The organism is Corynebacterium hylobatis, from assembly GCF_003955685.1.
Taxonomy (GTDB): domain Bacteria; phylum Actinomycetota; class Actinomycetes; order Mycobacteriales; family Mycobacteriaceae; genus Corynebacterium; species Corynebacterium hylobatis.
In genome coordinates, this window is record NZ_RXHJ01000008.1 from 56,535 (window position 1) to 82,092 (window position 25,558).

The 25,558-nt window shown below is 66.7% G+C and carries 24 protein-coding genes, 1 tRNA gene and 1 CRISPR repeat array (1 of these 26 running past the window's edge); of the genes, 9 read left to right on the top strand and 16 right to left on the bottom strand.

Annotated features, from left to right (window positions below; translation table 11 throughout):
* Positions 1-237: 237 nt before the first annotated feature.
* Positions 238-1,422 carry a cystathionine gamma-synthase gene (locus EAH68_RS08215; RefSeq protein ID WP_126120846.1) on the bottom strand — a complete coding sequence of 395 codons (1,185 nt, stop codon included), beginning with the start codon at positions 1,420-1,422 and terminating at the stop codon, positions 238-240.
* Between the two features lie 49 nt (positions 1,423-1,471).
* Entirely contained in the window at positions 1,472-2,251 is a 780-nt protein-coding gene (locus EAH68_RS08220) for an ABC transporter ATP-binding protein (protein WP_126120847.1), read from the bottom strand.
* 24 nt (positions 2,252-2,275) lie between these two features.
* Here EAH68_RS08220 and EAH68_RS08225 point away from each other — a divergent pair, with 24 nt between their 5' ends.
* Positions 2,276-2,695, top strand: a complete 420-nt coding sequence (locus tag EAH68_RS08225; protein ID WP_126120848.1) for a globin domain-containing protein — start codon at positions 2,276-2,278, stop codon at positions 2,693-2,695.
* On the opposite strand, the gene ald is transcribed toward EAH68_RS08225, so the two are convergent.
* On the bottom strand, positions 2,652-3,746 hold the full coding sequence (gene ald / locus EAH68_RS08230; RefSeq protein WP_126120849.1) for an alanine dehydrogenase: 1,095 nt from the start codon (positions 3,744-3,746) through the stop codon (positions 2,652-2,654). The two genes, EAH68_RS08225 and ald, sit on opposite strands and share 44 nt — an antisense overlap.
* Positions 3,747-3,897: 151 nt before the next feature.
* Here ald and chrA point away from each other — a divergent pair, with 151 nt between their 5' ends.
* Complete coding sequence (gene chrA / locus EAH68_RS08235; protein WP_241228366.1) at positions 3,898-5,091, top strand: chromate efflux transporter; 1,194 nt, start codon at positions 3,898-3,900, stop codon at positions 5,089-5,091.
* A gap of 172 nt (positions 5,092-5,263) precedes the next feature.
* On the opposite strand, the gene EAH68_RS08240 is transcribed toward chrA, so the two are convergent.
* The 4 genes from EAH68_RS08240 to arsB all read right to left on the bottom strand — a co-directional run bounded on the left by EAH68_RS08240 (position 5,264) and on the right by arsB (position 8,011).
* On the bottom strand, positions 5,264-5,887 hold the full coding sequence (locus EAH68_RS08240) for a DUF8185 domain-containing protein (RefSeq protein ID WP_126120851.1): 624 nt from the start codon (positions 5,885-5,887) through the stop codon (positions 5,264-5,266).
* Positions 5,884-6,333, bottom strand: a complete 450-nt coding sequence (locus EAH68_RS08245) for an acyl-CoA thioesterase (protein WP_126120852.1) — start codon at positions 6,331-6,333, stop codon at positions 5,884-5,886. The genes EAH68_RS08240 and EAH68_RS08245 overlap by 4 nt, the downstream gene beginning before the upstream one ends.
* 137 nt (positions 6,334-6,470) lie before the next feature.
* Complete coding sequence (locus EAH68_RS08250) at positions 6,471-6,890, bottom strand: arsenate-mycothiol transferase ArsC (protein ID WP_126120853.1); 420 nt, start codon at positions 6,888-6,890, stop codon at positions 6,471-6,473.
* Positions 6,887-8,011, bottom strand: a complete 1,125-nt coding sequence (gene arsB / locus EAH68_RS08255; RefSeq protein ID WP_164546440.1) for an ACR3 family arsenite efflux transporter — start codon at positions 8,009-8,011, stop codon at positions 6,887-6,889. The genes EAH68_RS08250 and arsB overlap by 4 nt, the downstream gene beginning before the upstream one ends.
* 80 nt (positions 8,012-8,091) lie before the next feature.
* On the opposite strand from arsB, the gene EAH68_RS08260 reads away from it, so the two are divergent.
* Positions 8,092-8,439 carry an ArsR/SmtB family transcription factor gene (locus EAH68_RS08260; protein ID WP_126120855.1) on the top strand — a complete coding sequence of 116 codons (348 nt, stop codon included), beginning with the start codon at positions 8,092-8,094 and terminating at the stop codon, positions 8,437-8,439.
* A gap of 41 nt (positions 8,440-8,480) precedes the next feature.
* Entirely contained in the window at positions 8,481-9,470 is a 990-nt protein-coding gene (locus EAH68_RS08265) for an ArsO family NAD(P)H-dependent flavin-containing monooxygenase (protein WP_126120856.1), read from the top strand.
* Between the two features lie 162 nt (positions 9,471-9,632).
* Here the strand turns inward: EAH68_RS08265 and EAH68_RS08270 are convergent, their stop codons facing one another.
* On the bottom strand, positions 9,633-10,250 hold the full coding sequence (locus EAH68_RS08270) for a TetR/AcrR family transcriptional regulator (RefSeq protein ID WP_126120857.1): 618 nt from the start codon (positions 10,248-10,250) through the stop codon (positions 9,633-9,635).
* Between the two features lie 98 nt (positions 10,251-10,348).
* On the opposite strand from EAH68_RS08270, the gene EAH68_RS08275 reads away from it, so the two are divergent.
* A complete protein-coding gene (locus tag EAH68_RS08275) occupies positions 10,349-11,449 on the top strand; it encodes a YhgE/Pip domain-containing protein (RefSeq protein WP_164546441.1) in 1,101 nt (366 codons plus the stop codon).
* A gap of 58 nt (positions 11,450-11,507) precedes the next feature.
* Positions 11,508-11,789 carry a cytochrome P450 gene (locus EAH68_RS08280; RefSeq protein ID WP_277600469.1) on the top strand — a complete coding sequence of 94 codons (282 nt, stop codon included), beginning with the start codon at positions 11,508-11,510 and terminating at the stop codon, positions 11,787-11,789.
* Positions 11,790-11,855: 66 nt separating this feature from the next.
* On the opposite strand, the gene ettA is transcribed toward EAH68_RS08280, so the two are convergent.
* The 5 genes from ettA to EAH68_RS08305 all read right to left on the bottom strand — a co-directional run bounded on the left by ettA (position 11,856) and on the right by EAH68_RS08305 (position 18,477).
* On the bottom strand, positions 11,856-13,526 hold the full coding sequence (gene ettA, locus EAH68_RS08285; protein WP_126120859.1) for an energy-dependent translational throttle protein EttA: 1,671 nt from the start codon (positions 13,524-13,526) through the stop codon (positions 11,856-11,858).
* Between the two features lie 74 nt (positions 13,527-13,600).
* Entirely contained in the window at positions 13,601-14,140 is a 540-nt protein-coding gene (locus tag EAH68_RS08290) for a single-stranded DNA-binding protein (RefSeq protein ID WP_164546442.1), read from the bottom strand.
* A 135-nt stretch (positions 14,141-14,275) separates the two neighbouring features.
* A complete protein-coding gene (locus EAH68_RS08295) occupies positions 14,276-16,372 on the bottom strand; it encodes a bifunctional copper resistance protein CopD/cytochrome c oxidase assembly protein (RefSeq protein ID WP_126120861.1) in 2,097 nt (698 codons plus the stop codon).
* A 33-nt stretch (positions 16,373-16,405) separates the two neighbouring features.
* On the bottom strand, positions 16,406-17,713 hold the full coding sequence (locus EAH68_RS08300) for an MFS transporter (protein WP_126120862.1): 1,308 nt from the start codon (positions 17,711-17,713) through the stop codon (positions 16,406-16,408).
* A gap of 2 nt (positions 17,714-17,715) precedes the next feature.
* Positions 17,716-18,477: an SDR family oxidoreductase gene (locus EAH68_RS08305; protein ID WP_126120863.1), complete on the bottom strand. Its 762-nt coding sequence runs from the start codon at positions 18,475-18,477 to the stop codon at positions 17,716-17,718.
* A gap of 217 nt (positions 18,478-18,694) precedes the next feature.
* Between EAH68_RS08305 and EAH68_RS08310 the strand changes: the two genes are divergently transcribed.
* Positions 18,695-18,768: transfer RNA gene (locus EAH68_RS08310), tRNA-Arg, on the top strand.
* A 216-nt stretch (positions 18,769-18,984) separates the two neighbouring features.
* Here EAH68_RS08310 and EAH68_RS08315 read toward each other — a convergent pair.
* Genes EAH68_RS08315 through EAH68_RS08325 form a run of 3 tightly spaced genes read right to left on the bottom strand, consistent with a single transcriptional unit; the run spans position 18,985 to position 22,564 of the window.
* A complete protein-coding gene (locus tag EAH68_RS08315; protein WP_126120864.1) occupies positions 18,985-20,436 on the bottom strand; it encodes a 2-hydroxycarboxylate transporter family protein in 1,452 nt (483 codons plus the stop codon).
* A gap of 14 nt (positions 20,437-20,450) precedes the next feature.
* The gene (locus EAH68_RS08320) at positions 20,451-21,311 is read right to left on the bottom strand and encodes a hydroxymethylglutaryl-CoA lyase (RefSeq protein ID WP_126120865.1); all 861 of its coding nucleotides are present in this window, start codon (positions 21,309-21,311) and stop codon (positions 20,451-20,453) included.
* A 5-nt stretch (positions 21,312-21,316) separates the two neighbouring features.
* Complete coding sequence (locus tag EAH68_RS08325) at positions 21,317-22,564, bottom strand: CaiB/BaiF CoA transferase family protein (RefSeq protein ID WP_126120866.1); 1,248 nt, start codon at positions 22,562-22,564, stop codon at positions 21,317-21,319.
* Positions 22,565-22,891: 327 nt separating this feature from the next.
* On the opposite strand from EAH68_RS08325, the gene EAH68_RS08330 reads away from it, so the two are divergent.
* Entirely contained in the window at positions 22,892-24,523 is a 1,632-nt protein-coding gene (locus EAH68_RS08330; RefSeq protein ID WP_126120867.1) for a thiamine pyrophosphate-binding protein, read from the top strand.
* A gap of 101 nt (positions 24,524-24,624) precedes the next feature.
* Positions 24,625-25,263 (top strand): IclR family transcriptional regulator, encoded by a 639-nt coding sequence (locus tag EAH68_RS08335; RefSeq protein ID WP_126120868.1) that lies wholly within the window; start codon positions 24,625-24,627, stop codon positions 25,261-25,263.
* 60 nt (positions 25,264-25,323) lie between these two features.
* A CRISPR array of direct repeats spans positions 25,324-25,558; the repeat unit is 28 nt; unit sequence GGACCATCCCCGCCTGCGCGGGGAGAAC; it runs 2,966 nt beyond the window's last position.

The following is a 25,558-nucleotide window of genomic DNA, read 5'->3' on the forward strand; positions in this document are numbered from 1 at the left end:
TTTCCTCACGGACCTGTGGCGAAACCCGCGATCACGGGCACGCGAAGGCCATCCCGTGAGGACGCGCCCGCGACCAGCCCGGAAAAAGCAGAAAAAACCCGCGATGGGTCCGAAACCCCGGCTCACCGCGGGTCCGTGATCGCAGGGTCCCGCTACCTCCCCTCCGCCCTCACAACGGGGAAGCCCCCGCCCGGTGACCATTCACCGGGCGGGGGCTGTGCGGCAGGGCAGGAAGAGCTAGGCCTCCACGGCGGAGTCGGCGACCGCAGTGGCGGCGGCGACGGCCTCAAGAGCGACATCGATGTCGGCGAGTAGGTCGTCGAGGTCCTCGATGCCGATGGAGATGCGCACCAGATCGCGCGGGACCTCCAGCTGGGAGCCGGCGGCGGACTGGTGGGTCATGGTCGCCGGGTGCTCGACGAGCGACTCCACACCACCGAGGGACTCGGCCAGGCAGATCAGGCGGGTGTTCAGGCAGAACACGCGGGCAGCCTCCTCGGAATGGAAGCGCACGGAGATCATGCCGCCGAAACGCCTCATCTGACGCTTGGCCACCTCATGGCCCGGATGGGACTTCAGACCCGGGTAGAGGACGGTGGAGACCAGGTCGGAGGCCTCGAGGTGCTCGGCGATGGCCTCGGCATTGTCGCAGTGGCGGTCCATGCGCACGGCCAGGGTCTTGATGCCGCGGGCGGTGAGGTAGGCGTCGAAAGGCGAGGGGATCGGGCCGACGCCGCCCTGGAACCACAGCAGCCTCTCATCGAAGGCCTCATCGTTGGTGACCACGACGCCGCCGACGACGTCCGAGTGGCCGCCGAGGTACTTGGTGGTGGAGTGCAGGACGTGGTCCGCACCCAGGGCCAGAGGCTGCTGCAGGTAGGGGGAGGCGAAGGTGTTGTCCACCACGAGAGCGGCGGAACCCTTGATCTTCGCGATGGCGGCGATATCGGTGATGCTCAGCGCCGGGTTGGTGGGGGTCTCCAGCCAGATCAGCTTCGTGTTGTCCCTGAGTGCGGACTTCACGGCGTTGACGTCGGTGGTGTCGACCACGGTGTACTCCACACCCCACTCACCGAAGGCCTGGTCGATGAGGCGCCAGGTGCCGCCGTAGGCGTCGTGGCCGAGGACGAGGTGGTCGCCCGGGCGCAGGAGGATGCGCAGGACGACGTCGGTGGCGGCCATGCCGGAGGAGAAGGCGCGGCCGTACTGCGCACCCTCCAGGTTGGCGACGGTCTTCTCCAGGGCGTCGATCGTCGGGTTGCCGCAGCGGGTGTACTCGAAGCCGCCGCGCAGCTCGTTGAGGCCGTCCTGCGCGAAGGTGGTCGACGCGTAGATCGGCATGTTGATGGGGCCGTAGAGGCTGTCGGGCTCATATCCGGCGTGAATGGAACGGGAAGAAAAACCATTGAGTCCGTGAGTCATGTCGGCCACTATAGACCAAGCGGTCCATGATGACACCACTGTTTCCGAATTATATGCAGAGCGCGAACCAGCGTCCCGCCACGGTCTCCAGGGAGACCGGCAGCTCGTAGAGTGCGGAGAGGTTCTCCGAGGTCAGCGTGTTTTTCACCGGCCCGGCAGCCAGCACACGGGAGTCCTTCATGAGCAGGACATCGCTTGTCGACGCCGCGATCTCCTCCACATGGTGCGTCACCAGCACCGTGGTCAGCTCCGGACGCAGCCCCCGCAGCTCATCGAGGACACGCAGCAGCAGCTCCCGGCCCGGCAGGTCCAGGCCGGTGGTGGGTTCGTCGAGAAGCAGCAGCTCCGGTTCCGTGATCAACGCCCGCGCGATGAGCGTGCGCGCCCGTTCGCCCTGGCTCAGCTCCATCCAGCGGCGCCCACGTTTATCAGCCAGGCCGGTCAGCTCCAGCAGCTGCTCCAGACGCTCCAGCTCCGCGGCCGTCGGCGTCCAGCGCGGCAGTAGCCCGTTGGAACCGGTGACACCGCTGAGCACCAGCTCCGCCACCGGGTAATCCCCCAGCCGCTGGCGCGGATCCACCCAGCCGATACGGCGGCGCAGCTTCAGCAGCTCCACCCGGCCGAGACGCTCACCGAGGATGTCGACGGTGCCGGTCGTCGGGTACCACCAGCCGCCCGCCAGCTTCAGGGCAGTGGATTTGCCCGCCCCGTTCGGGCCGAGCACCGCCCAGTGGGAACCGGCCGGCACCCGCCAGCTCAGGTTCTCCACCAGCCGGGTGCTGCCGCGGCGGACGGTGACGTCATCGAGGAGAAGAGCATGGTCAGTCATGCGGGCCAGTCTAGGCTGGAAAACATGAGCACCCCGAAGTCCCTCTATGAGGAGGTCGGCGGCGACGCCACGTTCGCCCGGATCTCCGCCGGTTTCTACGAGCAGGTCAGAACCGATGACATCCTCGGCCCCATGTACCCCGACGATGACTGGGAGGGCGCCGAGGCACGGCTGAAATGGTTCCTCGCCCAGTACTGGGGCGGGCCGGCCACCTTCAACGAACAGCGCGGCGCACCGATGCTGCGGCGCCGCCACTTCGAGTTCCACGTGGACCGTGAAGCCGCCATCCGCTGGCTCGAACTGATGAAGGTCTCCCTCGACCAGATCGACGACGAGACCATCCCGCCCGCCTACCGCCACCAGATCTGGGAGCACATGGAACGGGTGGCGGCGATGCTGATCAACCAGCCAGATCCGGGAACGCCAGGCGCACCGGCTCACTGACCAGGCGCCCGACGCGGGTCATCACACCCGGGGCCAGCCCCGGGAAGCGGGAGGTCGCCCCGTCCACCCCGAGTTCCGCGATCGCGCGGACGAACGGTAGGGTCGCCCCCGTCAACGCCCGGGTGGAGGTGTTGGCCACTGCACCCGGCATGTTGGGCACCCCGTAGATCAGCGTGTCGTGGACCTGCAGGACCGGTTCCTCATGGCTGGTCTTGCGGGAGGACTCGATGCAGCCGCCCTGGTCGATGGCCACATCCACCAGCACCGCCCCCTTCTTCATGCGGGCGACCAGCTCGTCCGGCACCAGCGTCGGGGCCTTCGCACCGGCGACGAGGACGGCACCGATGACCAGATCGGCGTCGAGAAGCTCCTCCTCAATCGACATCGGGTCGGAGAGGATGGTGCGGACATTGCCCTGGTAGAGGTCGTCGAAACGCTCCAGCACCCGAGGATCGAGATCCATGACGGTGACCGAGGCACGCGAACCCTGCGCCATGGCCACGGCCGAGGCGCCCACCTGACCGCCGCCGAGCACTACGACCTTCGCCGGCGAGATACCGGGCACACCGGAGAGCAGCACACCGCGACCACCCTTCTGGCTCATCAGGTGGTGCGCCCCCTCCTGGACCGCGAGGCGGCCGGCGACCTGACTCATCGGGGTGAGCAGCGGCAGCCCGCCGCGCGCATCGGTGACTGTCTCATAGGCCAGCGAGGTGATGCCGGAGTCTACCAGCGCCTGCGTGCACTCCCGGGAGGCGGCCAGGTGCAGGTAGGCGAAGAGGACCAGGTCCTCCCGCAGGAACTGGTACTCCTCCGGCAGCGGCTCCTTCACCTTGAGCACCAGCTCCGCCTCGTTCCACACCTCCGCGGCGGTGGCCGCGATACGCGCCCCGCGCTCCGCGTACTCCGCATCGGCGAAGGAGGAACCCTCGCCGGCACCGGTCTCCACGATGACCTCGTGTCCCTCGGTGATCAGGGTGGCGGCACCGGCCGGGCTCAGCGCAACACGCCCCTCGTTGTTCATGATCTCTCTGGGGATACCGATGCGCATGGCGTAACTGTCCTCTCTACGGACCCTGCGGTGTGACCGTGGCTTCTTGATGGCTCCGACCATTGTGCCACGTCAGCCCCGCCGGACAGCAAAGGCTCTCCCGCGTTCTCCCACGCTGCGGCGACGACCGACCGGATCTAACATGTGGGCGGTGAGCACAGCACCGGAACCCCGCCGCCACCTCGGGGAGGTCATCCGCAGCTTCGGACTGCTCGGACTGACCGCCTTCGGCGGGCCCACCGCCCACCTCGGCTACTTCCGCACCGAATTCGTCACCCGGCGCGGTTGGCTGAGCGAACGCAGCTACGCCGACATCGTGGCCCTCGCGCAGTTCCTGCCCGGCCCCGCCTCCTCCCAGGTCGGCCTGGCCCTGGGTTACCACCGCGCCGGCTGGGCCGGGATGTTCGCCGCCTGGCTGCTGTTCACCCTGCCCTCCGCGCTGGTCCTGGCGGGTTTCGGACTGTTCATGGCGGGTGGGGTGGTAGATGCCGGACAGGGGTGGATCGCCGGACTGCTCGCGGCGGCCGTGGCCGTGGTCCTGCACGCCGTCACCGGCATGGCCCGGTCCATGGCGGACACGAGGTTCACCGCCACCGTCGCGGTCCTCGCCGGGCTGGCGGTGCTGGTGCTTCCCGGACCCTTCACACATGTGGCAGTGCTGCTGGCGGCGGGCACGGTGGGCGTGCTGCTGCTCCGCGACGGGCGGGACGACGGCGGTGGCGAGGAGCTCGAGGGGATCCGTCCCGTCCCCGCCCGGGCGGCGGTGGGCAGCATCGTCGGCCTGGTGGTCCTACTGGTGGGACTGTGGGCGGGGGCCGCGCTGCTGGGCGGGGAACTGCTCACCCGCGCGACCGCCTATCTGCAGACCGGCTCGCTCGTCTTCGGCGGCGGGCACGTGGTGCTGCCGCTGCTTGAACAGCAGACCGTGGCCACCGGCTGGGTCAGCCAGTCGCAGTTCCTCGCCGGTTACTCCGCCGCCCAGGCCGTACCCGGCCCGCTGTTCACCTTCGCCGCCTACCTCGGGGCCGTCGACGGTGGGGTGTGGGGTGCGGCGCTGGCGGTCGTGGCGATCTTCCTGCCCTCGGCACTGCTCATGACCGCGGGGCTGCACTTCTGGGGCCGGTGGCGCCACTCCCCCGTCCTGCGGGCCGCCTTCACGGCGGTCAACGCGGCGGTGGTGGGTCTGCTGGGCGCTGCCTTCTGGGATCCGGTGCTGGTACATGGCATCACGGGAACCAGTTCCCTGGTCATCGCCGCCCTGTGCTGGCTCGGTCTGGCGAAGTGGGGCCTGCCGCCCTGGTCGGTGGCGGCTTTCGCGGCGCTGGCCGGGGCGGTGCTGCTCTGAGCCGGGTGGGCGGCGGGATAATACGGGGCGTCGTCACATGTCACATCAACAACTTATTCCGCCGCTGGCGAACTGGGCTTATGCGGCAGACTGAGCTTGTTGACGTGACATGTGACGAAGGTGCGCATTTTCCGACATGACACGTCACCGACTCACCCGACCACGGGGCCGCCTAGAACAACGACAGGCGGGTGGAACGGTAGACGGTGCCGAAGGGGGCATCGAGACGCACCCAGCGCCCCAACACAGAGACCCGCAGGTGACGCGGGATGTCAATGGGGGCGGCGAAACCCGGGATAAGCCCCAGGGAGGTGCAGGCGAAGATCATCCGCATGGTGATCTCAGCGGTACCGGCCTCCTCCTCGACGGTGAGGACGACCTGGTCCAGCAGGCTGGCCGGCGGACCCAGCGGACCGGAGAACTGGCGCGCCAGGGCCTGACCCTTGTCGGCGAGTTCCCGGACCACATCAACGGGGATGTTGCCCACCAGCATGAAACCCTCGGCGGGCGGCAGTGCGCCGGGCCAGTTCGGGTCACGGGCGGGCCCGATGGTCTCGGAGCCGTCGCGGAGGGCGTCGAGAAGCTCCATCGCAGAGACCACCGCTCCGTCACGGGAGGCGGTGCCCTGGATGCGGCGTGAGGCGACAACCTGGAACGGGGTGGTGACGAACACGTCCACCCACTCGCCCAGTTGACGGAACCTCACGGAGGCGGAGGCGTCGAGATCCACCGAGCGGCCGATCAGCGACTGCAGTCCCGGCGCGCCGTCGAGGATCCGCAGCGATTCGGTGATCACTGCGCGGAGTCGCCGGCCTCGAGCTCATCCACGTCGGCGGCACGGGTGAGGATCTTGATCTCCTTCTGTGTGATCGACCGCGGGCGCTCGGTGTTCATGTCGATGGCCACCTGCACGCACTCGACGATGCAGGCGACCCGGCCCTGACGGTCCTTGATCTCCTGGCGGGTGGTGAAGGAGGTGTTGCCGATCTCCACGACCTGCGTCTCGATGAGCAGCTCAGTTGTGTCGGGCAGCACCGGACGCAGGTAATCGACGTCCAGGTGCCGGACGAAAACCGCGAAGTCGTGGCCCCGGGCGGTGAACTCGTCCTCGGCGAACTGCAGACGCGCCTCCTGGGCGACCTCCACGTAGTTCGCGTTCATGATGTGGCCGTAACGGTCAAAATCGGACCATCGGACCGGCACGCTCGTGACGTGCAGGGCGGAGTTCTGGTCGGCGTTCATACGGGGGAGGTTCCTCTTCCGGTATTGCTCTGGGTCTCGCCCGGTCTCGCACGGCGGGCGCGTGTATTCCCATCCAATCTATACCGGATCAGTCCGAAGAGGGGTCCGGGGCGGCGGAGAGTCGGTGGACGGCGTTATCAGCCCTCAAGTTCCGCGATGAGCTGCCGGACGCGGGCGTCGATGTCGTCACGCACCAGGCGCATGCGTTCGGCACCCTCGATGCCGCGCTCCGACGGCTCGTCGGTCACCCAGCGCTCCAGTGTTCCGCGCGCGTCCGCCGGCAGCTCCAGTTCGGCGTCGGCACCGAGGATGATGGTGCGGTCAACCCGGCGCAGCAGCTCGGGGTCAACGCCCTTGGGGGTTCCCCGGGACATGTCGGCGCCGACCTCCGCGATCACCTCGATGGACTGGGCGTTGAGCCTGGTGCCCGGTTTCGTGCCGGCGGAGTGGATCTCCAGGCGACCACCGGCGTGCTGCTCGGCAAGTGCGGCAGCCATCTGGGACTTGCCGCCGTTGCCGACGCAGACGAACAGGACAGACGGGGTGGTGGCGGTCATGATGCGACGGTTTCCTTTTCGGTGGCGGTGAGGGTCTGAATGGAGGCGGTCCTGCCGGCCGGCAGGGTGGGATCATTGGGGAAGAGCTTCGGACCCAACCACAGCATGACGTAGACCAGCCCCACGAGCACGGGGATCTCGATGAGCGGGCCGATGGTGCCGGCCAGCGCCTGGGCCGAGGTCGCCCCGAAGGTGCCGATGGCCACCGCGATGGCCAGCTCGAAGTTGTTGCCTGCGGCGGTGAAGGACACCGACGCTGACTGGGCGTAGCCCATGCCCGAGGCCCTGGAGGCCGCAAGGGAGATGAAGAACATGCCGACGAAGTAGATCAGCAGTGGCACGGCCAGTCGCGCCACGGTCCAGGGCTGGGAGGTGATCTGTTCGCCCTGCAGGGAAAACAGCAGGACGATCGTGTACAGCAGGCCGATCAGGGACAGCGGAGAGATGGCGGGGATGAACTTCGACTCGTACCAGGCCCGGCCCCTGATCTTTTCACCGATGATCCGGGAGAGGACACCGGCCAGCAGGGGGATGCCGAGGAAAACGAGGACGGCGGTGACGATGGCCCAGAAGGAGAAATCGGCGGAAGTGGTCTCCAGGCCCAGCCAGGAGGGCAGGACCTGCAGGTAGAACCAGCCGAGCACACCGAACATGAGCACCTGGAACACGGAGTTGACCGCCACCAGCACGGCGGTGGCCTCCCGGTCACCGCAGGACATGTCGCTCCACACCAGCACCATGGCGATGCAGCGGGCCAGGCCGACGATGATCAGGCCGGTGCGCAGTTCCGGTTCGTCCGGCAGGAAGGTCCAGGCCAGGGCGAACATGAGGGCCGGGCCGACGATCCAGTTGAGGATGAGCGAGACGCTCATCAGGCGCTTGTCCGAGGTGATCTCACGGGTCTTGTCGTAGCGGACCTTGGCCAGCGGCGGATACATCATGACCAGCAGGCCCAGCGCGATCGGCAGCGAGATGCCGCCGACCTCCATGGAGCCGAGGAAGGGGGCCAGCCCGGGGATGCCGCGGCCCAGCAGGAGTCCGAGCGCCATCGCGAGGATGATCCAGACCGGAATATATTTGTCGAGGAAGGAAATACGGGCGGGCCTGACTGGTGCGGTCATCGGCGACCTTTCGAGGTATTGACGTGTATCGATATCCAAACTACTTCCCTTATCGATGGCCGTCAATATATGCTGGCCACATGACGGTCGTCCGAATTCTTCCCCTGTCCGACCTCTCCGAATGCTGTTCCCTGGGCAGCGGCCCGCTCAGCGACGACGAGGCCACGCGCTACGCCGCCCTGTTCAAGGTGCTGGCCGAGCCTGCCCGGCTGCGGATCCTCTCGCAGCTGGCCGCCGGCGGCTGCGGGCCGGTCAGCGTCAACGAACTCACCGAGCGACTCGGACTGAGCCAGCCGACCGTCTCACACCACCTGAAGAAACTGACCGAGGCCGGCCTGCTGCACCGTTTCCGGGAGGGGCGCACGGTGATCCACTCGGTACGCCCTGAGCTGTTCGCCGAGCTGCGAACCGTCCTCCAGATGGACTGACCCTCAGCCCTTGAAACGGAACAGGAGCCAAGGACATTCTCATGAGAAATCCGCACGTCTTCGGAGCGATCATCATCGGGGGCGGACAATCGGGCCTGGCCACCGCCTACTACCTGCGCCGGGCCGGGGTGGACACCCTCATCCTCGACGACCAGGCCGCCCCCGGTGGAGCATGGCGGCATGTCTGGCCGTCCATGACGCTGTTCTCCACCGCCGACTTCTCCAACCTGCCCGGCAGGCCGATGCCCGCCTTCGACGGTTTTCCCCCGGCCCGTCATGTCGTGGACTATCTGGCCGACTACGAGAAACGCTACGACTTCACCATTCACCGCCCCGTCCGCGTCACCCGGGTGGATCATGACGAAGGGCTGTTCACCGTCCACTCCCCCGAGCAGTCCTGGCTGGCCAGAAACGTTGTCGCAGCCACGGGAACCTGGTCGGCGCCCTTCGTCCCGGCGTACCCGGGCGCCTTCACCGGGACGCAGTGGCACTCGGCGAACTACCCCGGCGCCGAGCCCTTCCAGGGGCAGTCAGTGGCTGTGGTCGGGGCAGCGAACTCCGGCGCGCAGATCGCGGCAGAACTCAGCCAGGTCGCCCGAGTCACCTGGTACACCCGGCACGAACCACGCTGGATGCCCGACGACGTCGACGGGCGCGTGCTGTTCCGGCGAAACCGGCAGCGAGCCCTGGCGATCCTGCGCGCTGAAACCGACCCCGGACCCGACTCCCAACTGGGCGATATCGTCATGCTCCCCCACGTCCGCGAGGCCCGGGATTCCGGACGACTGACACCCACCCGCATGTTCGACTCCCTCGATGAGGTGAAGTCCGACCACCTCATCTGGTGCACCGGTTTCCGACCCGCCCTCGGACCGGTCCGGGGGCTTCTCGACGGCCGCGTCCCGGCAATCCCCGGCCTGCACCTGGTCGGCTACGGCGACTGGACCGGCCCGGGATCAGCCACGATCACCGGGGTGGGCCCCTCCGCCAAGCAGGCGGCCCAGGAGATCAGTGCCGCTCTCGGCGCATAAGCCCGGATCCACCGATTGGGCTGCGGTTATTGCGGCGTGTTAAACGACGAGATGCCCCTGCGATCAGGATAAATGGGGCTTAGACAGTTCACTTTCCTACAGCTCCAGGAGCATCCCGCAGGTGCAAGAACAAGCCCTCTGCCAGGCAGAGCAGAACGGCCTTTAACTGCCATTTCCATCGCCTGGCCTGAGCAGAGGCAGGCATATATCGTCAATGATCCGGTCAATCTCGCGGTCTCTCAGCGGCGCCGTATCGGGCCTTCCGGTGAAGAAGAGTTCATTTCGCATCAGGACGATGGGCAGTTCGGCGACATGCTCGGGCAGTGGCCTGCTGCCGATCTCGCCCCGCTCACGCGCAGCGGCCAGAACCACGTGGAGTGCGTCACGGGCCCAGGAAGTCGTGGTCTCGGTGAGCTTCGGGATCTGCTCGGGCGGCAATTCGGCCAGGATGCCCCGCAATGTCTCGATGCCGATGCGGGAGAAGCGCTCGAAGACAGCTCGTGCGAGCAGCCTGAAGTCTTCGCGCAGGTCGCCCGTGCTGGTGGGTTCCGGGTCCGAAGGAGTGGGTCTGATCCAGGCGTCGACCACCATGAGCGCGCGCGATTCGTAGCGGCGGTAGATCACTGGCTTGGATGTCTGCGCGCGCCGGGCGACCCCCTCGAAGGTGAGTGCGGCGTATCCGTGCGCCTCAAGCTCGTCGCGCACGGCCTGACGGATCGCCTCATCCAGTTCCGCGCCACGGCGCCGCGTGGCTTTCGCAGGCGATTCTTGCGATGACAATGGGGCTCCTTGGTCAAGATACGTTGCGTTTCTTGTTCCTCAAGCATACGCTATCGCCATGCACGATACGCAGCGTATCTTATTCAAAGGAGTTTCCCGTGACTGATCCCACTCACCGAGCCGGATGGGGCCGCTGGTTTCGGCCCTTCATCGTCGTTCTGGTCGCCCTTGCAGCCGGGGTGCTGCTGGTCGCTCCGATGGTGACGATGGAACCGCGTGAGCTTCCGATCGCGGTCGTCGATCTCGATGCGGGCTTCGAGACCCCGCAGGGCACGCTCGCGGCCGGGGAACAGGTCGTCGGCACGGTCACTGCGAGCGGTGCCGACGGCATGCTCGCCTGGCAGAGCCTCGACTCCCAGGAGACGCTGGATGAGGCGCTGGAGAACAACGACATCTATGCGGCTCTCGTGGTCCCATCGGATTTCAGCGAGTCTCAGGTGATGGCCCGACAGGGCGCGGGAGAGGTGTCACCGTTGACGTTGATCGTCAATGAGGGCAAGCATCCGATGGTGAGCGCTCAACTGTCCGGCTCGATCGATGAGCTGACCGCCGGCATCGATGTGCCGGTCGAGGTGGAAGCGTACAACGAGATCCCGGCTTCGTTGGGGTTGTCGGCCACGGTGCTGCCGATGCTGTTCATGATCCTCGTCTACCTCGCCAGCTACGTCGGCGGCATCGTGATCCGCTCTACCTTCCCCCTCTACGCCGGCGAGACGGCACAGACTCAAACCCCATCGAAGGGTCGAGGGGCAGCCACCCAGCTCGGACTCGCTGTCCTTACCGCGACGATCGTCGGAACCGTGTCTGCCGGCGTGCTCTCGGCGTTCGCACCGGATCTGGACTTCTCCTTCACCGGCGCAGCTGTGTTCCTCGCTATCGCATCGTTTGCCCTGATGACGCTCGTGATCGGCTCGATCAACTGGCTCGGCATGGCGGGCATGATCGTGCCGGTCGCCGTCCTACTGCTGGGTCTGGGCACGGCGAACCTGCCCTACGAGTTCCTACCGAGCTTCTGGCAGGACTGGGTGTACCCGTGGAACCCGCTGCGCTTCCTCGCTGAAGGCTCTCGTGCATTGATGTTCCAGAGTGCTGGGTGGTGGAACCCCGCCACACTCGGACTGATCGTAACCGGGGTCGTGGGTGTCGCACTCGTGGGAACGTCGGTGCTGAAGCCCGCCAAGAAGGAGGTCAACCGATGACGCCCGATAGCACGCTCGTCCCGATTCCGCAGCCGAGAACCCTGCCTGTGGCGGGAACCTGCTCGAGGTGGATATTCATGGAGGCATTCTCGGGGTGATGGACAAGGTCGCCGAGTACGGCCCGATCTTCCGCTTCCGACTCCCCGGCACCGAGATGGTGATGGTCGCCTCCCAGGAACTCGTACACGAGCTGTACGACGAATCCCGCTTCGACAAGAAGGTGCACGGCGCGCTGCAAGGCGTGCGGGACTTCGCCGGCGACGGCCTGTTCACCGCGACACCGAGGAGCCGAAATCAGATCAGAAACTCGACCCAAAGCTCATCGGTGGATCGAGGATAAGCCGAAGGCCTGCACCCTGTGCAGGGTGCAGGCCTTCGGGAGTTGCGTCGTGCTGACCGATCAGGACTAGCGGGTCAGGCGGCGGTGGGTGACACGCGAAGGACGTGCGGCGTCGGCGCCGAGGCGCTCGACCTTGTTCTTCTCGTAGTCGCCGAAGTTGCCCTCGAACCAGTACCAGCGGCCCTCCTCCACGTTGCCTTCCCAGGCGAGGATGTGGGTACAGGTGCGGTCCAGGAACCAGCGGTCGTGGGAGATGACCACGGCGCAGCCCGGGAATTCGGTGAGCGCGTTCTCCAGGGAACCGAGTGTCTCCACGTCGAGGTCGTTTGTCGGCTCATCGAGCAGGATCAGGTTGCCGCCCTGCTTGAGGGTCAGCGCCAGGTTCAGCCGGTTGCGCTCACCACCCGAGAGCACCTTCGACGGCTTCTGCTGGTCCGCGCCCTTGAAACCGAAGGCGGACAGGTAGGCGCGCGAAGGCATCTCGTTCTGGCCGACGTGGATGTAGTCCAGGCCGTCGGAGACGACCTGCCACACGGTCTGCTCCGGGTCGATGTTCTCGCGGCCCTGGTCCACGTAGGACAGCTTGACGGTGTCGCCGACCTCGACGCTGCCGGCGTCCGGCTGCTCAAGGCCGACAATGGTCTTGAACAGGGTGGTCTTGCCCACGCCGTTCGGACCGATGACGCCGACGATGCCGTTGCGCGGCAGGGTGAAGGAGAGGTCCTTGATCAGGGTGCGGCCGTCGAAGCCCTTCTCCAGGTCCTTGACCTCCACGACCTTGTTGCCCAGGCGCGGCGGGGTCGGGATCTGGATCTCCTCGAAGTCCAGCTTCCTGTACTTCTCGGCCTCGGCGGCCATCTCCTCGTAGCGCTCCAGACGGGCCTTGTTCTTGGCCTGACGTGCCTTCGGGGAGGAGCGCACCCAGGCGAGCTCGTCCTTCAGGCGCTTCTGCAGCTTCTGATCCTTCTTGCCGGAGACCTCGAGGCGTTCGGCCTTCTTCTCCAGGTAGGTGGAGTAGTTGCCCTCGTAGGGGTGCAGCTGGCCGCGGTCGACCTCACAGATCCACTCCGCGACGTGGTCGAGGAAGTAACGGTCGTGGGTGACGGCCAGGACAGCGCCCTTGTAGTCGGCGAGGTGCTTCTCCAGCCACAGGACGGACTCGGCGTCCAGGTGGTTGGTGGGCTCATCGAGCAGCAGCAGGTCCGGCTCGGACAGCAGCAGCTTGGCAAGGGCAACGCGGCGGCGCTCACCACCGGAGAGGTGGGTGACCGGGGAATCCGACGGCGGGCAGCGCAGTGCCTCCATGGCCTGTTCGATCTTGGAGTCGACCTCCCACGCGTCTGCGGCGTCGAGGGCCTCCTGCAGGACGCCCATCTCCTCCATCAGCTCATCGGTGTAGTTGGTCGCCATCTCCTCGGCGATCGCCTCGAAGCGCTGCTTCTTCTCGAAGATCTCGCCGAGACCCTCCTCCACGTTCTCGCGGACGGTCTTCTCCTCGTTCAGCGGCGGCTCCTGCAGCAGGATGCCGACGGTGGCACCCGGCTGGAGGAAGGCCTCGCCGTTGGAGGGCTGGTCAATACCTGCCATGACCTTGAGGACGGAGGACTTGCCGGCACCGTTGGGTCCGACGACGCCGATCTTGGCGCCCGGGTAAAAGGCCATCGTGACGTTGTCAAGGATGACCTTGTCGCCGACGACCCTTCGCACATTCTTCATCGTGTAGATGAACTCGGCCATTTCTCCCCTTGTGTGTGATGCGTTAAAGACACTCCACAGGGTACATGACCGGCGTGTATATACCCGAACGGCCGCTAGAAGGGCGCATCCGGCTGTCCGGCCGCCCCCACCGGCTGCCCCAGGGGTGACTCCGGCAGGTGCGAGACATCGGTGAAGGAGTCGGCGGGCTGTTGTTTGATCTCGAGCTTCTGGTCGTAGATGTCGGCCATGTCCTGCTCGGGAATCTGGATGCCCTCGATGCGGCGTTCGCTGGCGTCCATCTTCCGGGAGGCGGCGATGTAGTAGGTCAGGTCAAGGCCGATGCTGCTGGCCTTGAGGACGAGCTGGGTGCGCGGCTTCTCCTCCCCGGTCACCTGCCATTCGGTGGTGACCAGGTGGCCGGTCGCGATGACCGGCATGCCCTTGTCCAGCGAGACCCTGCAGTGCCGGGCCAGCGAGCCCCAGGCCTCGACGGTGATGTAGGCCGCGTCGCCGTCGATCCACTTGTCGTCCTTGAGTACGCGGCGGTTCACGGCCACCCGCATGCTGACCAGGTCAGATTTGGACGGTTCGAACTGTTTGAGGACGGGTGTCCGGGTCAGGTTGCCGGTGATGGTGGTGGTTGATGTTGCCACGGTAGTTCCCCCTGGTGTCTGTGAATGATGGTGACACCCCGCACCCTGCCACTGCGGTGGGGCGGTGACAACGAGGCGTCGATAAGCCTGTGGACAGACCCCCGCCATCCACAGGCACGGGTGCACCGTGCGGGATCAGGGCTTGCGGGGGAACTCATCCCCGTAGTAGTCAGGGCGCGTGGAACCACCCTCGGCCATGCGGGCGAGCATCTCGTTGTAGACCTCGTACTCGTCGCTCTCCCCTGCCTCGACCTTCTTGTCGTACTCCACCTCGGTGGCGCGGTCATCCCGGCGCCAGCCCAGGAACAGCAGGATGAACACCAGACCCAGCGGGAAGGAACCCGAGGCCCAGCCGATGCCGCCACCGACCTTCTGATCCTCCAGCAGATTCAGCTCCCAGGGCAGACCCAGGCTGGTGTAGAAGTCCTCGCCCATCACCGTGGTCAGCTGCATGAGGTAGATGCCGGCGAAGAGGTGGAAGGGCATGGAACCGACCAGCCACGCCAGGCGGATCGCCGTGGGACGCTGCACCGGCAACGGGTCCGGGCCAACCAGCTCCCAGAAATACAGGTAACCGGAGAGCAGGAAGACCCAGTTCATGGACAGGTGCCCGGCGTGCTCGGAGATCATCAGCTCGTAGAAGGGGATGAAGATGTAGAGCACGTAGAAGAAGAACAGAAACTGGGCGGTGTTCACCGCCGGATGGCTAATGATCTTCAGCAGCGGCGCCTTCGTGATCGCCACGACCCAGTCATGCGCCGAGGGCTGCCCCGGCGCGCCCGGCTCGTAGGCCGCCATGATCAGGGAGAGTGGCCCGCCGAGCACGAGGAAGAGCGGCACCACCATCGACAGGATCATGTGCACGATCATGTGCATCGAGTAGGTGGCCGGCATGTTCATGCCCAGGCCTGAGCTGGTGGTGACGAACAAGGAGACCGTGCCGGTCAGCCACATCGCCGTGCGCAGCCACGGCCAGGTCCCACCCCTGCGGTGGACGCGCCACACGCCGTAGAGGTAGCCGGCGGTCATGAGGATGGCGATGGTGCCGAACATGACGTCAAACCGCCACATGGTGAACACGTTGGTCAGCGTCGGCTTCTCCACCAGGTCATAGCCCATCTGGATGGCCATCTGCGAGAGGTTCGGGTCCCGCGGCGGGGGCGGCGGGGTGCGGCCCATGGTGATGGCCACGCCCGTCACGGCGGCCATGACGACGGCCTCACCGACCGCGAAACGCAGGAAGAGCCGCGGCCGGGTGTTGATCTGCGGGATGGTGATGCTGCGGTGGATCCAGCCGAGGAATCCCAGCACCAGCAGGCCCACGGTCTTGGTCACCAGGATGTAGCCGTAGGTGGTGGTGAACCAGTCGGACCACTCCACGCGGACCGCGGCGTTGACCAGGCCGGAGATGATCATCACCAGGATGGCGAACAGCGCGATCCGTGAATAACGGCGCAGCCCCAGCTCCATGTCCGGGCCCAGGCGGCGGCCGTGCGCGATCAGCGCCATGAGGCCACCGACCCAGAAGACCATGCCCAGCAGGTGCCACAGGTAGGAGTTGGTGCCGTAGTCGTGCGCGCCGCCTGCCGCGGCGTGACCCTCCATGCCCAGCGGCACGACCGTGAGAACAGCGCCGACCAGCAGCAGCGGCTGCGCGATCCACTTCCGGAAGATCAACCCCGCGATGCCGACGACCGCGGCGAAGGCGGCCACCACGGCCCAGGCCTGCGCCGTGGCGACCTGGCCGATGGCCACCGCCCACATGTCCGGGGCGAGGGTGTCCCGGAAGGGCGTGCCCGAGACATCGGAGAGCACCAGCGGGATCATCAGCAGCGCGACGAGCGCGAAGCTCAGCGCCGAGAACGCACCGGTCCGCGCGGCGATGTCCCCGTCGACGGTGAGCGGGGCCTCCACCAGGCGCGAGTTGTCATTGTCCGGCACCTTCGGCGAGATGTAGAAGGCCGAGAACATGAAGGAACCCACCGACAGTGCGGCGAGCATCCAACCCACCGCCCGGAAGAAGGGCAGGCCCCAGGTGGTCACCGGCCCCGGGTCCGGGATGCCCAGCGCGATGAGTGAATCCGTGAGCAGCCCGAAGGAGATCGTCGCGCCCACGAGCCCCGCGACGCCGAGGAAGAGCAGGTAGAGCGGCCAGGTAGGCCGCACCCTGCTCGTCCTGCTTATCGACGCCCTCTTCGTCCCGGCCTGCTCTTCTACCTGCGGTGCTGACATGGCACCTACCCTAATGCCCGGCCGGTTTCCGACCTAGCCGGTGGCGGGAGCCACCGTCCTCACCTCATCCTCGAGGAATTTCTTCCGCGTCATGAGGTAGGCACCACCGAGCATCAGCACTCCGGAAGCGGCGTAGAGGATCATCGCGGCCTCCCAGCCGCCGGTGGCGGAGAACAACCAGCCACCGGCCAGCGGGCCGAGGGTACCGACGAGATAACCCACACCCATGGCGAAACCGGAGATCACGGCGGAACCGGCTTCGGTCCGGGTGCGGCGGTTGAACATCGCGATGGCGAAGGGGAAGGCACCGCCGCCGAGACCCATGATGGTCACCCACAGGGCCGGGATCCCCGGCGCCAGCAGCAGGCCGGTGAAGCCGATCGCGTGCACGACACTGAGTGCCGCCGCCAGGGGGAAGGGCTGCTCCATCTTTGCCGCGATGAGCGGCACGATCAGCGCCATCGGCAGCGTCATGAAGGTGTAGATGCTGAACACACCGGCGGCCGCGCCCAGATCCAGTCCCCGGTCACCGAGGATGGTCGGCATCCACGCCAGCACCGCGTAGGTGTTGAACGATGCGGTGGCGTAGAACAGGGCCGTACCCACCGCCGTCGGGCTGCGCAGCAGGGAGCCGATCCCGAACGAAACGCCCGCCGACTCCTGTGCCCCGGCGGTCTCGCCCTGGGCCGTAGCGGGTGCGGAGTCCTTCCGGAACAGCTGGATGGCCCACGGGATGATCGCCAGGAAGGAGATCAGCGCCCAGGACGCCAGCGACCAGCGCCAGCCGGCGGCATTCGAGATCGGCACCGCCGTGAAGGCGGGCAGGGTGGCGCCGGCCTGCATCAGCAGTGCGAAGGTGGTCAGCATGATCGCCTGCCGGTCGGGGAAGTACTTCTTCACCAGCGGTGCGCCCGCCACGTTGCCGAAGCCCATGCCCAGCAGCGAGACCGCCGACAGGACGATGAACAGGGTGGCATCGGTGGCCATCGCGCGGGCCACGGCACCGATGGTGGCCAACGTCATGCCGACGACCGCGACCAGCTCGGTCGAGGTCCGCCGCGCCAGCATCGGCGCCAGCAGGCCACCCGCACCGAACATGAGCGTGGGCAGCATGCCGATGATGCTGGCACCGGTGACCCCGATGCCGAGCCCCTCCCGGACCACCGGGAGAAGCGGGGAGAGGCCCGTGACGGCATAACGCAGGGAGATACCCAGCAGAATGATGCCGGCGATCAGCAGAATCCGGCCGCGCCACAGGCTCTGGCGCGGGGCTTCCGGGTCGGCGTCCGGGTCAGGTCCGGCCCCGCCGAGGGGCGCCGAACCCGTGGCAGGCTCCGTCATGGCTACACCGCCGCCTTCGAATCACCGTCGATGTTGAGCATCTGACCGGAGATGGAGCGCGCGTGCGGGCCGGCGAGGAACAGCACCAGCTCGGCGATGTCCGCTGCGTCGACGAACTGCTGGACCGCCTGGTTGGCCAGGGCACTCTCCCGCTCCTCCTCCAGGGTGCGGCCGGAGATGTCGGCGCGGCCCTGCAGGACGTTCTCCATGCGCGGGCCGGCCACGGCACCCGGGTGGATGGTGTTGGAGGTGATGCCGAACTCCCCCAACTCCCGGGCCAGGGTCTTGGCGAAACCAACCAGGGCGAATTTCGTGGTGGAGTAACCGATGCGGTTCGGGTAGCCGAAACGCCCCGCCAGCGAGGACATGGTGATGATGGAGGGGGCGTCGGATTCCTTCAGCAGCGGCACCGCCCGCTTGGTGACGTTGAACGTACCCCGCAGGTTCACGTTGATCACCGCGTCGAAATCATCCTCGCCGTATTCGGTGATCGGCTTGGTCGGCCCGGCGATACCGGCGTTGTTGACCAGCACATCCAGACCCCCGAGGTGGCTGCGCACGTCCTCGAGGATCTGGTCCGCCGCCGCTGGGTCGGCGATGTCGCCCACCGTGCCGGTGACGTTCTCCAGCTCGCTGGTCACCTTCTCTACGGCCTCGGCATTGATGTCGGCGACATGTACCTTGGCCCCCTCACGGACGAAGGCCCGGGCGATCTCCAGGCCGATGCCGCCAGCTCCGGCGGTGATGAGAACTCGCTGTGCCATGGTGGTGCTCCTTATTCGTCGCCCCGGACAATCCACCGGGGTCTGGTTGACTGATCGATCGCAACTAAGCGTGGTCCTGACACATCCGGCATCCAGGTGACGCCGGACACAACCCCGATGCTACATACCGCCCCCGGTTCATGGATTTTCACTGATAAGGGCCATTCAGCGAACTTTTCCGCTTCTGTCACGCGGTGCGCTACTATTTAGCGCGCATGCCTCCGTAGCTCAGTGGATTAGAGCAGTCGGCTTCTACCCGATTGGTCGCGGGTTCGAATCCTGCCGGGGGCGCGATGTGACGCCTCCCCGCCGCCCTTATCCAGGCGGCGGGGAGGCGTCTTTTGAGCCGGGGGCAAGAAAAGTGGTGAACTTCGCCAATTCCAAGCGGCGATCCTCTGCGGAGGTCACCGGAAATCCCCGGTCACCCGATAGAAACTCCTCACCCGACAAAAGGAGAAGGACACCCGCGGGAGTCGGTGCGGGTGTCCTTCTCAGCTTGAGGGGCTTCTACAGGAAGCCGGCCAGGACGGAGGTGACGAAGAGGACGAGGACGCCTCCGACACGGTTGGTCAGCGCCGCGAAGGCCATGAGGTGGAGGCGGTTGGCCGCGGTGAGCACGGCGACGTCACCACTGCCACCGGTGTCGGCCATGACCAGGCCCGGGGTGATGGAGGACTCGATGAAGTTCATCTTCACCAGCCAACCGACGATGCCGGAAGAGACGGTGGCGATGATGACGGTGATGACGATCAGGGGTATGAAGGTCGGGTTGGCCAGGGAGTCCAGGACCTCACCGATGTCGATGTAGGTGATGGACACGCCGACCAGCAGGGCCGGGACCAGGTAGGACTGGATGTAGTCACCCCAGGAGGAGGCGGCCTCGGTCAGGTCCTTCGGGAAGAGGTTGGACAGGTTGAGCGCCAATGCGAGGAGGATGACCCAGGCGTAGGCGTGGAGGCCGGGGAACATCTCGCCGAGGACGGTGCCGGCGACGTAGAGGACAGCGGTGATGGCCAGGCCCTTGCCGAGTGCGACGAGGTTGCCGGATTCCTTCTTCTTGGGCATCGACAGGTCGCGGCCCTGCTTCTTCACACGCAGCAGGTCGCCGTAGCCGTTGAAACCGGGGAAGGGCTGCTTCTTCAGCTTGCCCATTGCGTTGTAGGCGCCGGCGATGAGGATGCAGACGATGTTGGCCAGGACCACGGCGGACATGAGGTCACCCATGAAGTCGCCGGACTCGCCGCCGAGGCGGGTGGCGTACATCTCGGACATCGGGACCGCGCCGACGCCCAGGCCACCGGCCATGATCGGGGCGGCGATGAACAGCACGGCCTCGAGACCGCCGAAGCCGGTGACGGTACCGAGGAGGAACAGGCCGCCGAAGGTGGCGGTCAGGGCGCCGATGAGCGGGACGACGAAGCGGGGGCCGGCCTGGATGAGCAGGTCACGGGGCATGCCGATGACACTGCCGACGATGACGGCGATGACGAAGAAGTCCAGGAAACCCTGCGCCGTCATGAAGTTGGTGACGACGTCGATGCCGTTCTGGGGGAAGACCGCGAAGTGGATGAGAATCGCCGGCATGAAGGTGCACAGCATCGTGGGCAGTCCGACCTCGCGGACATACGGGACGAGGTTGCCGATCCAGATGAGCAGGCCGCCGATGATGATGGTGATGGCGAAGCCGCCGAGCATGTTGTCAGGGACCACGCCCATGTTCATGGCTGCGATGACGATCGCGAAGAGGATGCCGAACCACAGGGGCGGGAAGCCTGCGATGCGGCGCCACGGGGGTTCCTTGCTCACGGTGGTGCTGCCGACGGAGCCTTCCGGTGGGGTGAAGGTCTCGACGAGAACCTTGCGGGTCGGGTTGTCCCGATCGCCGATGCGGGGGAATTTGACGTCCTCGGGCCTGACGGGTGCTGGTTCGGTCATGGTGCGGGGGGTGTTCTCGGACATGGGAGGGTCTCCTGTCAGGCGAGTGCGGGGGCGGCAGCCACGAAGTCGGCTGCGTCTGCTGAGAGCTGGGTCAGTGCCGCAACATCAATGCCGGTGTCGACGCCGAGTGCATGCAGATGTTCAACGAGTTCGAGGGTGCTGAGATTTCCGGCCGCCCCAGGGGCGAAGGGGCAGCCGCCGAATCCACCGAGGGCGGAGTCGAAACGGGTAATGCCGAGTTCGAGAGCCGCGGTGACGGTCTCAAGTGCCCGGCCGTGGGCGTTGTGGAGGTGGAGGGACAGCGTCACCCCGGGGAAGGCCGCCTGGACGGCCTGGATGGAGTCGATGACCTGGGCGGGTTCGGCGTTACCCAGGGTGTCGGCCAGGCCGATGGTGGTGATGCCGAGTTCGGTGAAGGGGCGGACCACCTCGACGAGCCTGGCGGCTAGGATCTCGCCCTCGAAGGGGCAGGTGAAGGCCGTGGAGATGCCGCCGATCACGGGGGTGCCCGCCTTCTGGGCCGCCTGGATGGCAGGGGCCTGGTTGGCCAGCATCTCGCGGGTGGTGCCGCCGGCGTTGGCGGAGCTGTGGGCGTCGGAGGCGGAGGCGACGACAGAGATCTCGCTGGCGCCGGCAGCCTCGGCCCGGGTGACGCCGCGGGCATTGAGTGCCAGGGCGATCCAGCTCACCGCATCCACGGGCCGGGCGGCGAAGAGGTCGTCGGCGTCGGCCATCTGGGGCACGCGCTTCGGGTTGACGAAGGAGGCTACCTCGATGCGGGGGACGCCGACCTCCTGGAGACGGCGGGCGATCTCGAGCTTGCGTTCGGTGGGGACGATGACGGACTCGTCCTGGAGACCGTCACGGAGGAAGACGTCGGTGATTTCCACGTACATGCCGGTCATCCCTTCACCAGTGCGTCAGTGGTGGAGTCGGCCAGAGCGCGGGCCGCGTCCTCGTCCAGACCGGCAACGTCACGCAGGACCTCGAGGGTGTGCTCGCCGAGCTCGGGGCCGAGCCAGCGGGTGGAGCCCTCCGCGCCCGGGATCTTGGGGACGACGCCGGGGAAGCGGACCGGGCGCGGCTCCGCGTCGGTCTCGACCTGGACGAGGTGCTCCTCGACCATGCCGCGGGCCTGGTAGTGCTCATCCTCGGCGATGCCGGGGGCGTCGTAGACGGGGCCGGCGGGGACGCCGGCGGCGTCGAGAAGCTTCTGTGCTTCCTTGAGCGGGACTGACCGGGTCCAGGCGGTGATGAGGTCATTGAGTTCCTCCTCCCGGGCCTGGCGGCCTTCCGCGGTGACCAGGGACTCATCCTCGGCGAGGTCTGGGCGACCGATGACGTTCATGAGGCGCTTGAACACGCTGGAGGCGTTACCGCCGATGACGATCTCAAGATCGTCGGAGCAGGGGTAGGCGCCCATGGGGACCACGCCGGGGAGTTTTCCGCCGGAGCGCTGGCGGACCATGCCGTAGGCATCGTATTCCGGCACGAGGGATTCCAGGAGGCTGAATACGCCCTCGTAGAGTCCGACGTCGACGACGCGGGCGTCGCTGTGGCGGCCGCGGGCGCGCTGCAGCATGAGCATGAGTGCGCCGAGTGCGCCGTAGAGTCCGGCAACGGTGTCGGCCATGCTGGCTGCGGCGCGGGCGGCCGGACGGTCAGCCTCGCCGGTGACGTAGCGCAGGCCACCGAAGGACTCGGCGGCGCTGCCGAAACCGGCGCGGTTGCGGTAGGGGCCGGTCTGTCCGTAACCGGAGATGCGGACGAGGACGGCGTCAGAGTTGAGTCCGGCGATGACGTCCGGGCCGATGCCCCACTTCTCGATGGTGCCGGGACGGAAGTTCTCGATGATCACATCGGAGGCGGCGATGAGACGCTTGACAGCGTCGATGCCGGCGCCGGTGCGCAGATCAAGGACGACAGAGCGCTTGTTGCGTCCCACGGTGCGGAAGAGCATGGAGATGTCACCGACGGGGCGTCGCCAGTCACGCAGCTCATCGCCGCCGGGCTTCTCAATTTTGATGACGTCCGCCCCGAAGTCGCCGAAGATGCGGGAGGCGAAGGGGGCTGCGATGTAGTTGCCGAGTTCCAGAACCCGGATTCCGTCGAGCGGCATATTACTGGTGTCCTGCTGATTCTGCGTCATGACTAGTTCCCATTCAGTGGTAGTTCACGTTCTACTGAGTGAGAGCCTAGGCATGTGATCCATTCTGCGCAAGAGCCAACTTGAGTCATGTCTCACACTTTTTGCAAATCCCCAGCACAGTCGAGGTGCAGATGTCAGAAAATTTATCCCACTGAATGAGACCTAATCTCCCACCTATTGAGCAAAGGGGAATGACGGTGCTAACTTGAACGTGTCAGAGGTCACTGGAGATCTCGGTGCCCGAAAAATGGGTACTACACCCTCCGGAGCGCAGCGTCCGGGTCAGACACATATGGACAAGCCACTCATTCATCACTGGAGGATCTGATGTACACCGTCTCCGAGGCCGTCGCCCGCACGCTGGCGTCCAACACTGACACTTTCTTCGGGCTCATGGGCAACGGCAACGCCTGGCTCGTCGACGCGCTCGAACGTCTCGGCACCCCCATGGTCCCCGTCCGCCACGAGGTCGCCGCCGTGGCCTCCGCCGACTCGTACCACCGCGTGACCCGGAAGCTTGCCGTCGCGACCACCACCTACGGCCCTGGCTTCACCAACGTCATCACCGCGCTGACCGACGCCGCACTTTCCCACACTCCGCTGGTCTACGTCGTGGGGTCCGCCCCGGCCGCCGCACCGCGGGACTTCGACATCGACCAGGACGCAATGTCCACCGCCGCAGGTGCCCACGTCCTCACCGTCGGCCCCGACAACACCGCAGCCATCACCCAGCAGGCGGTGGACCTGGCACTGGAGACCCTGCGGCCGGTGGTCCTGTCCATCCCCTATGATCTGGCCGACCAGCCGGTCACCGAGGCCGGCGCGCAGGCACCTGCCCCCGCGCAGCCCGCGGTCCGCGCGGTACCGGTGGTGGACGCAGCCTTGGAGAAGCTCGTCGGCGCCACCCATCCACTCATCGTCGCCGGCCGCGGGGCCCGCGCCGCCGCTGCCGACCTGATCGCGTTGGCCGAGCTGCTGCGCGCTGACGTCGCCACCACCGCCCCCGCCCGCGGCACCTTCCCTACCGGTGAGCACCGTTACCGCGACCTTGGTATCAGCGGTGGCTTCGCCGCCGAGGGTGCTGCGCGAGAGATGCAGCGCGCGGACGTCGTGCTCGTCGTCGGCGCCGGACTCAACCAGTTCACCACCTCCTTCGGCAATGCCTACGGCGAGCACGCCACCATCATCCAGATCGACATCGCCGAAACCGCAACCAACCCGCGGGTGGATCTCTTCCTCTCCGGCAACGCCACCGACGTCATCCCCGCCCTTCTCGACGGCCTGCGTTCCCGCGAATACATCGCAGGAAAGCGGCAGCGACTGGAAACAGACCCCACCGCCCGCGCACTCGGCGAGGAACTCGCCCCCGACGGGCGCCTCGACCCACGCAGCCTCATGGTCCGCCTCAACCGGACCATCCCCGCCGACCGCCTCATCGTCTCCGACGGCGGACACTTCATCGGCTGGGCGAACATGTACTTCGACGTCCAGGGTCCTGACCACCTCATAATGGTGGGCACCGCTTTCCAGTCCATCGGCCTGGGTTTCCCTTCCGCCCCGGGCGTGGCGACGGCCGCCGGCGAGCGCACCACCGTCCTGGTCACCGGCGACGGCGGCGGACTGATGGGCATCGCGGATGCCGAGAGCTTCATCCGCACCGCCCACCGCGGCGTGGTCATCGTCGTCAACGACGCCGCCTACGGTGCTGAGATCCACCAGTACGGCGCGAACTCCAGGGGGCTAGCGGAGAAACCTATGCTGATCCCCGAGATCAACTTCGCGGGGATGCTCTCCCCCCTCGGCGCGCAGGGCACTGTTGTGCGCACCCTCGACGATCTGGCCGACTTCGAGGAGTGGATCGCCTCCGAGTCCACCGGCACCTATGTGCTGGACTGCCGGGTCTCCCGCAGCATCGTCGCCCCCTACATGAACAAGGCGCTGCAGAAGACCACCGTCTGAGCCCCGCCGGGGCACTTCATTCCGGCCGCGGCGAGGTGCTAAACAAGGGGTGACACCCCGGACCGCAGGTCCACCCCGGGGCCGGAACAAAGAGGAGAATCATGGACGGCGACAAACCCGGAAACAGGATGCTCGAGCGGGTGGCCGCCATCCTGGATGCAGTGGAGGACGAACCACGGCTGGCCGCCGACATCGCCCGGACGACGGGACTGTCGCTGTCCACCACCCACCGCCTCGCCCTGTCGATGGCGGAACTGGATTTTCTCACCCGTTATCCAGACGGCACCTTCGGGCCGGGCACCCGGATCCTGCAGACCTACCGCGACGCGGTCAGCTACCAGCCCCTGTGGGAATTGGCCTCCCGGGCCCAGGAATCCGTCCAGCTGTGGGTGCGCTACCGCGATGAACGCGTGTGCCGCGTCTCCATCGACGCCCCCCACGAACTCCGTGTCACCCTGCCGCAGGGTTCCCGGCTGCCCCTGCCAGCAGGTTCCGCCGGACAGATTCTGGCTGGAACCCCGGAGGCGGAGAAGCAGCTGAGCCAGCACAGCTGGGTCGAGTCCGAGGGCAACCGGGTCCCCGGCGTCGGTTCGGTCAGCGCCCCCGTCATTGTCGACGGGAAAATCGTCGGCGTCGTGTGCCTGGCTGCCCCCCTCAGCCGCGTGGTCCGCAGCATCGGGCAGGACTACGGGGATCTGGTGGCTGAGACAGCCGCGAAGATCTCCCGCCTGCTGGTGTAGTAGCGGCCGTCCCCCGCCGCTCCGCACGCTCCCAGGTGATCGGTTCGTGGGGGAACGTCCGGCCTGTCCCCGCCTGCGCGGGGAGAACTCGATGTTTCGGTGGGTGGTGCCGATCATGTAGGGGCCATCCCCGCCTGCGCGGGGAGAACCGCGCACCCCGGGTAACTGGTTGATGATCAGCGGACCATCCCCGCCTGCGCGGGGAGAACAACGAGGACACCTTCCTCATCGACAACACCACCGGACCATCCCCGCCTGCGCGGGGAGAACAGTGAGTTCCACCGCGTCATCAGGG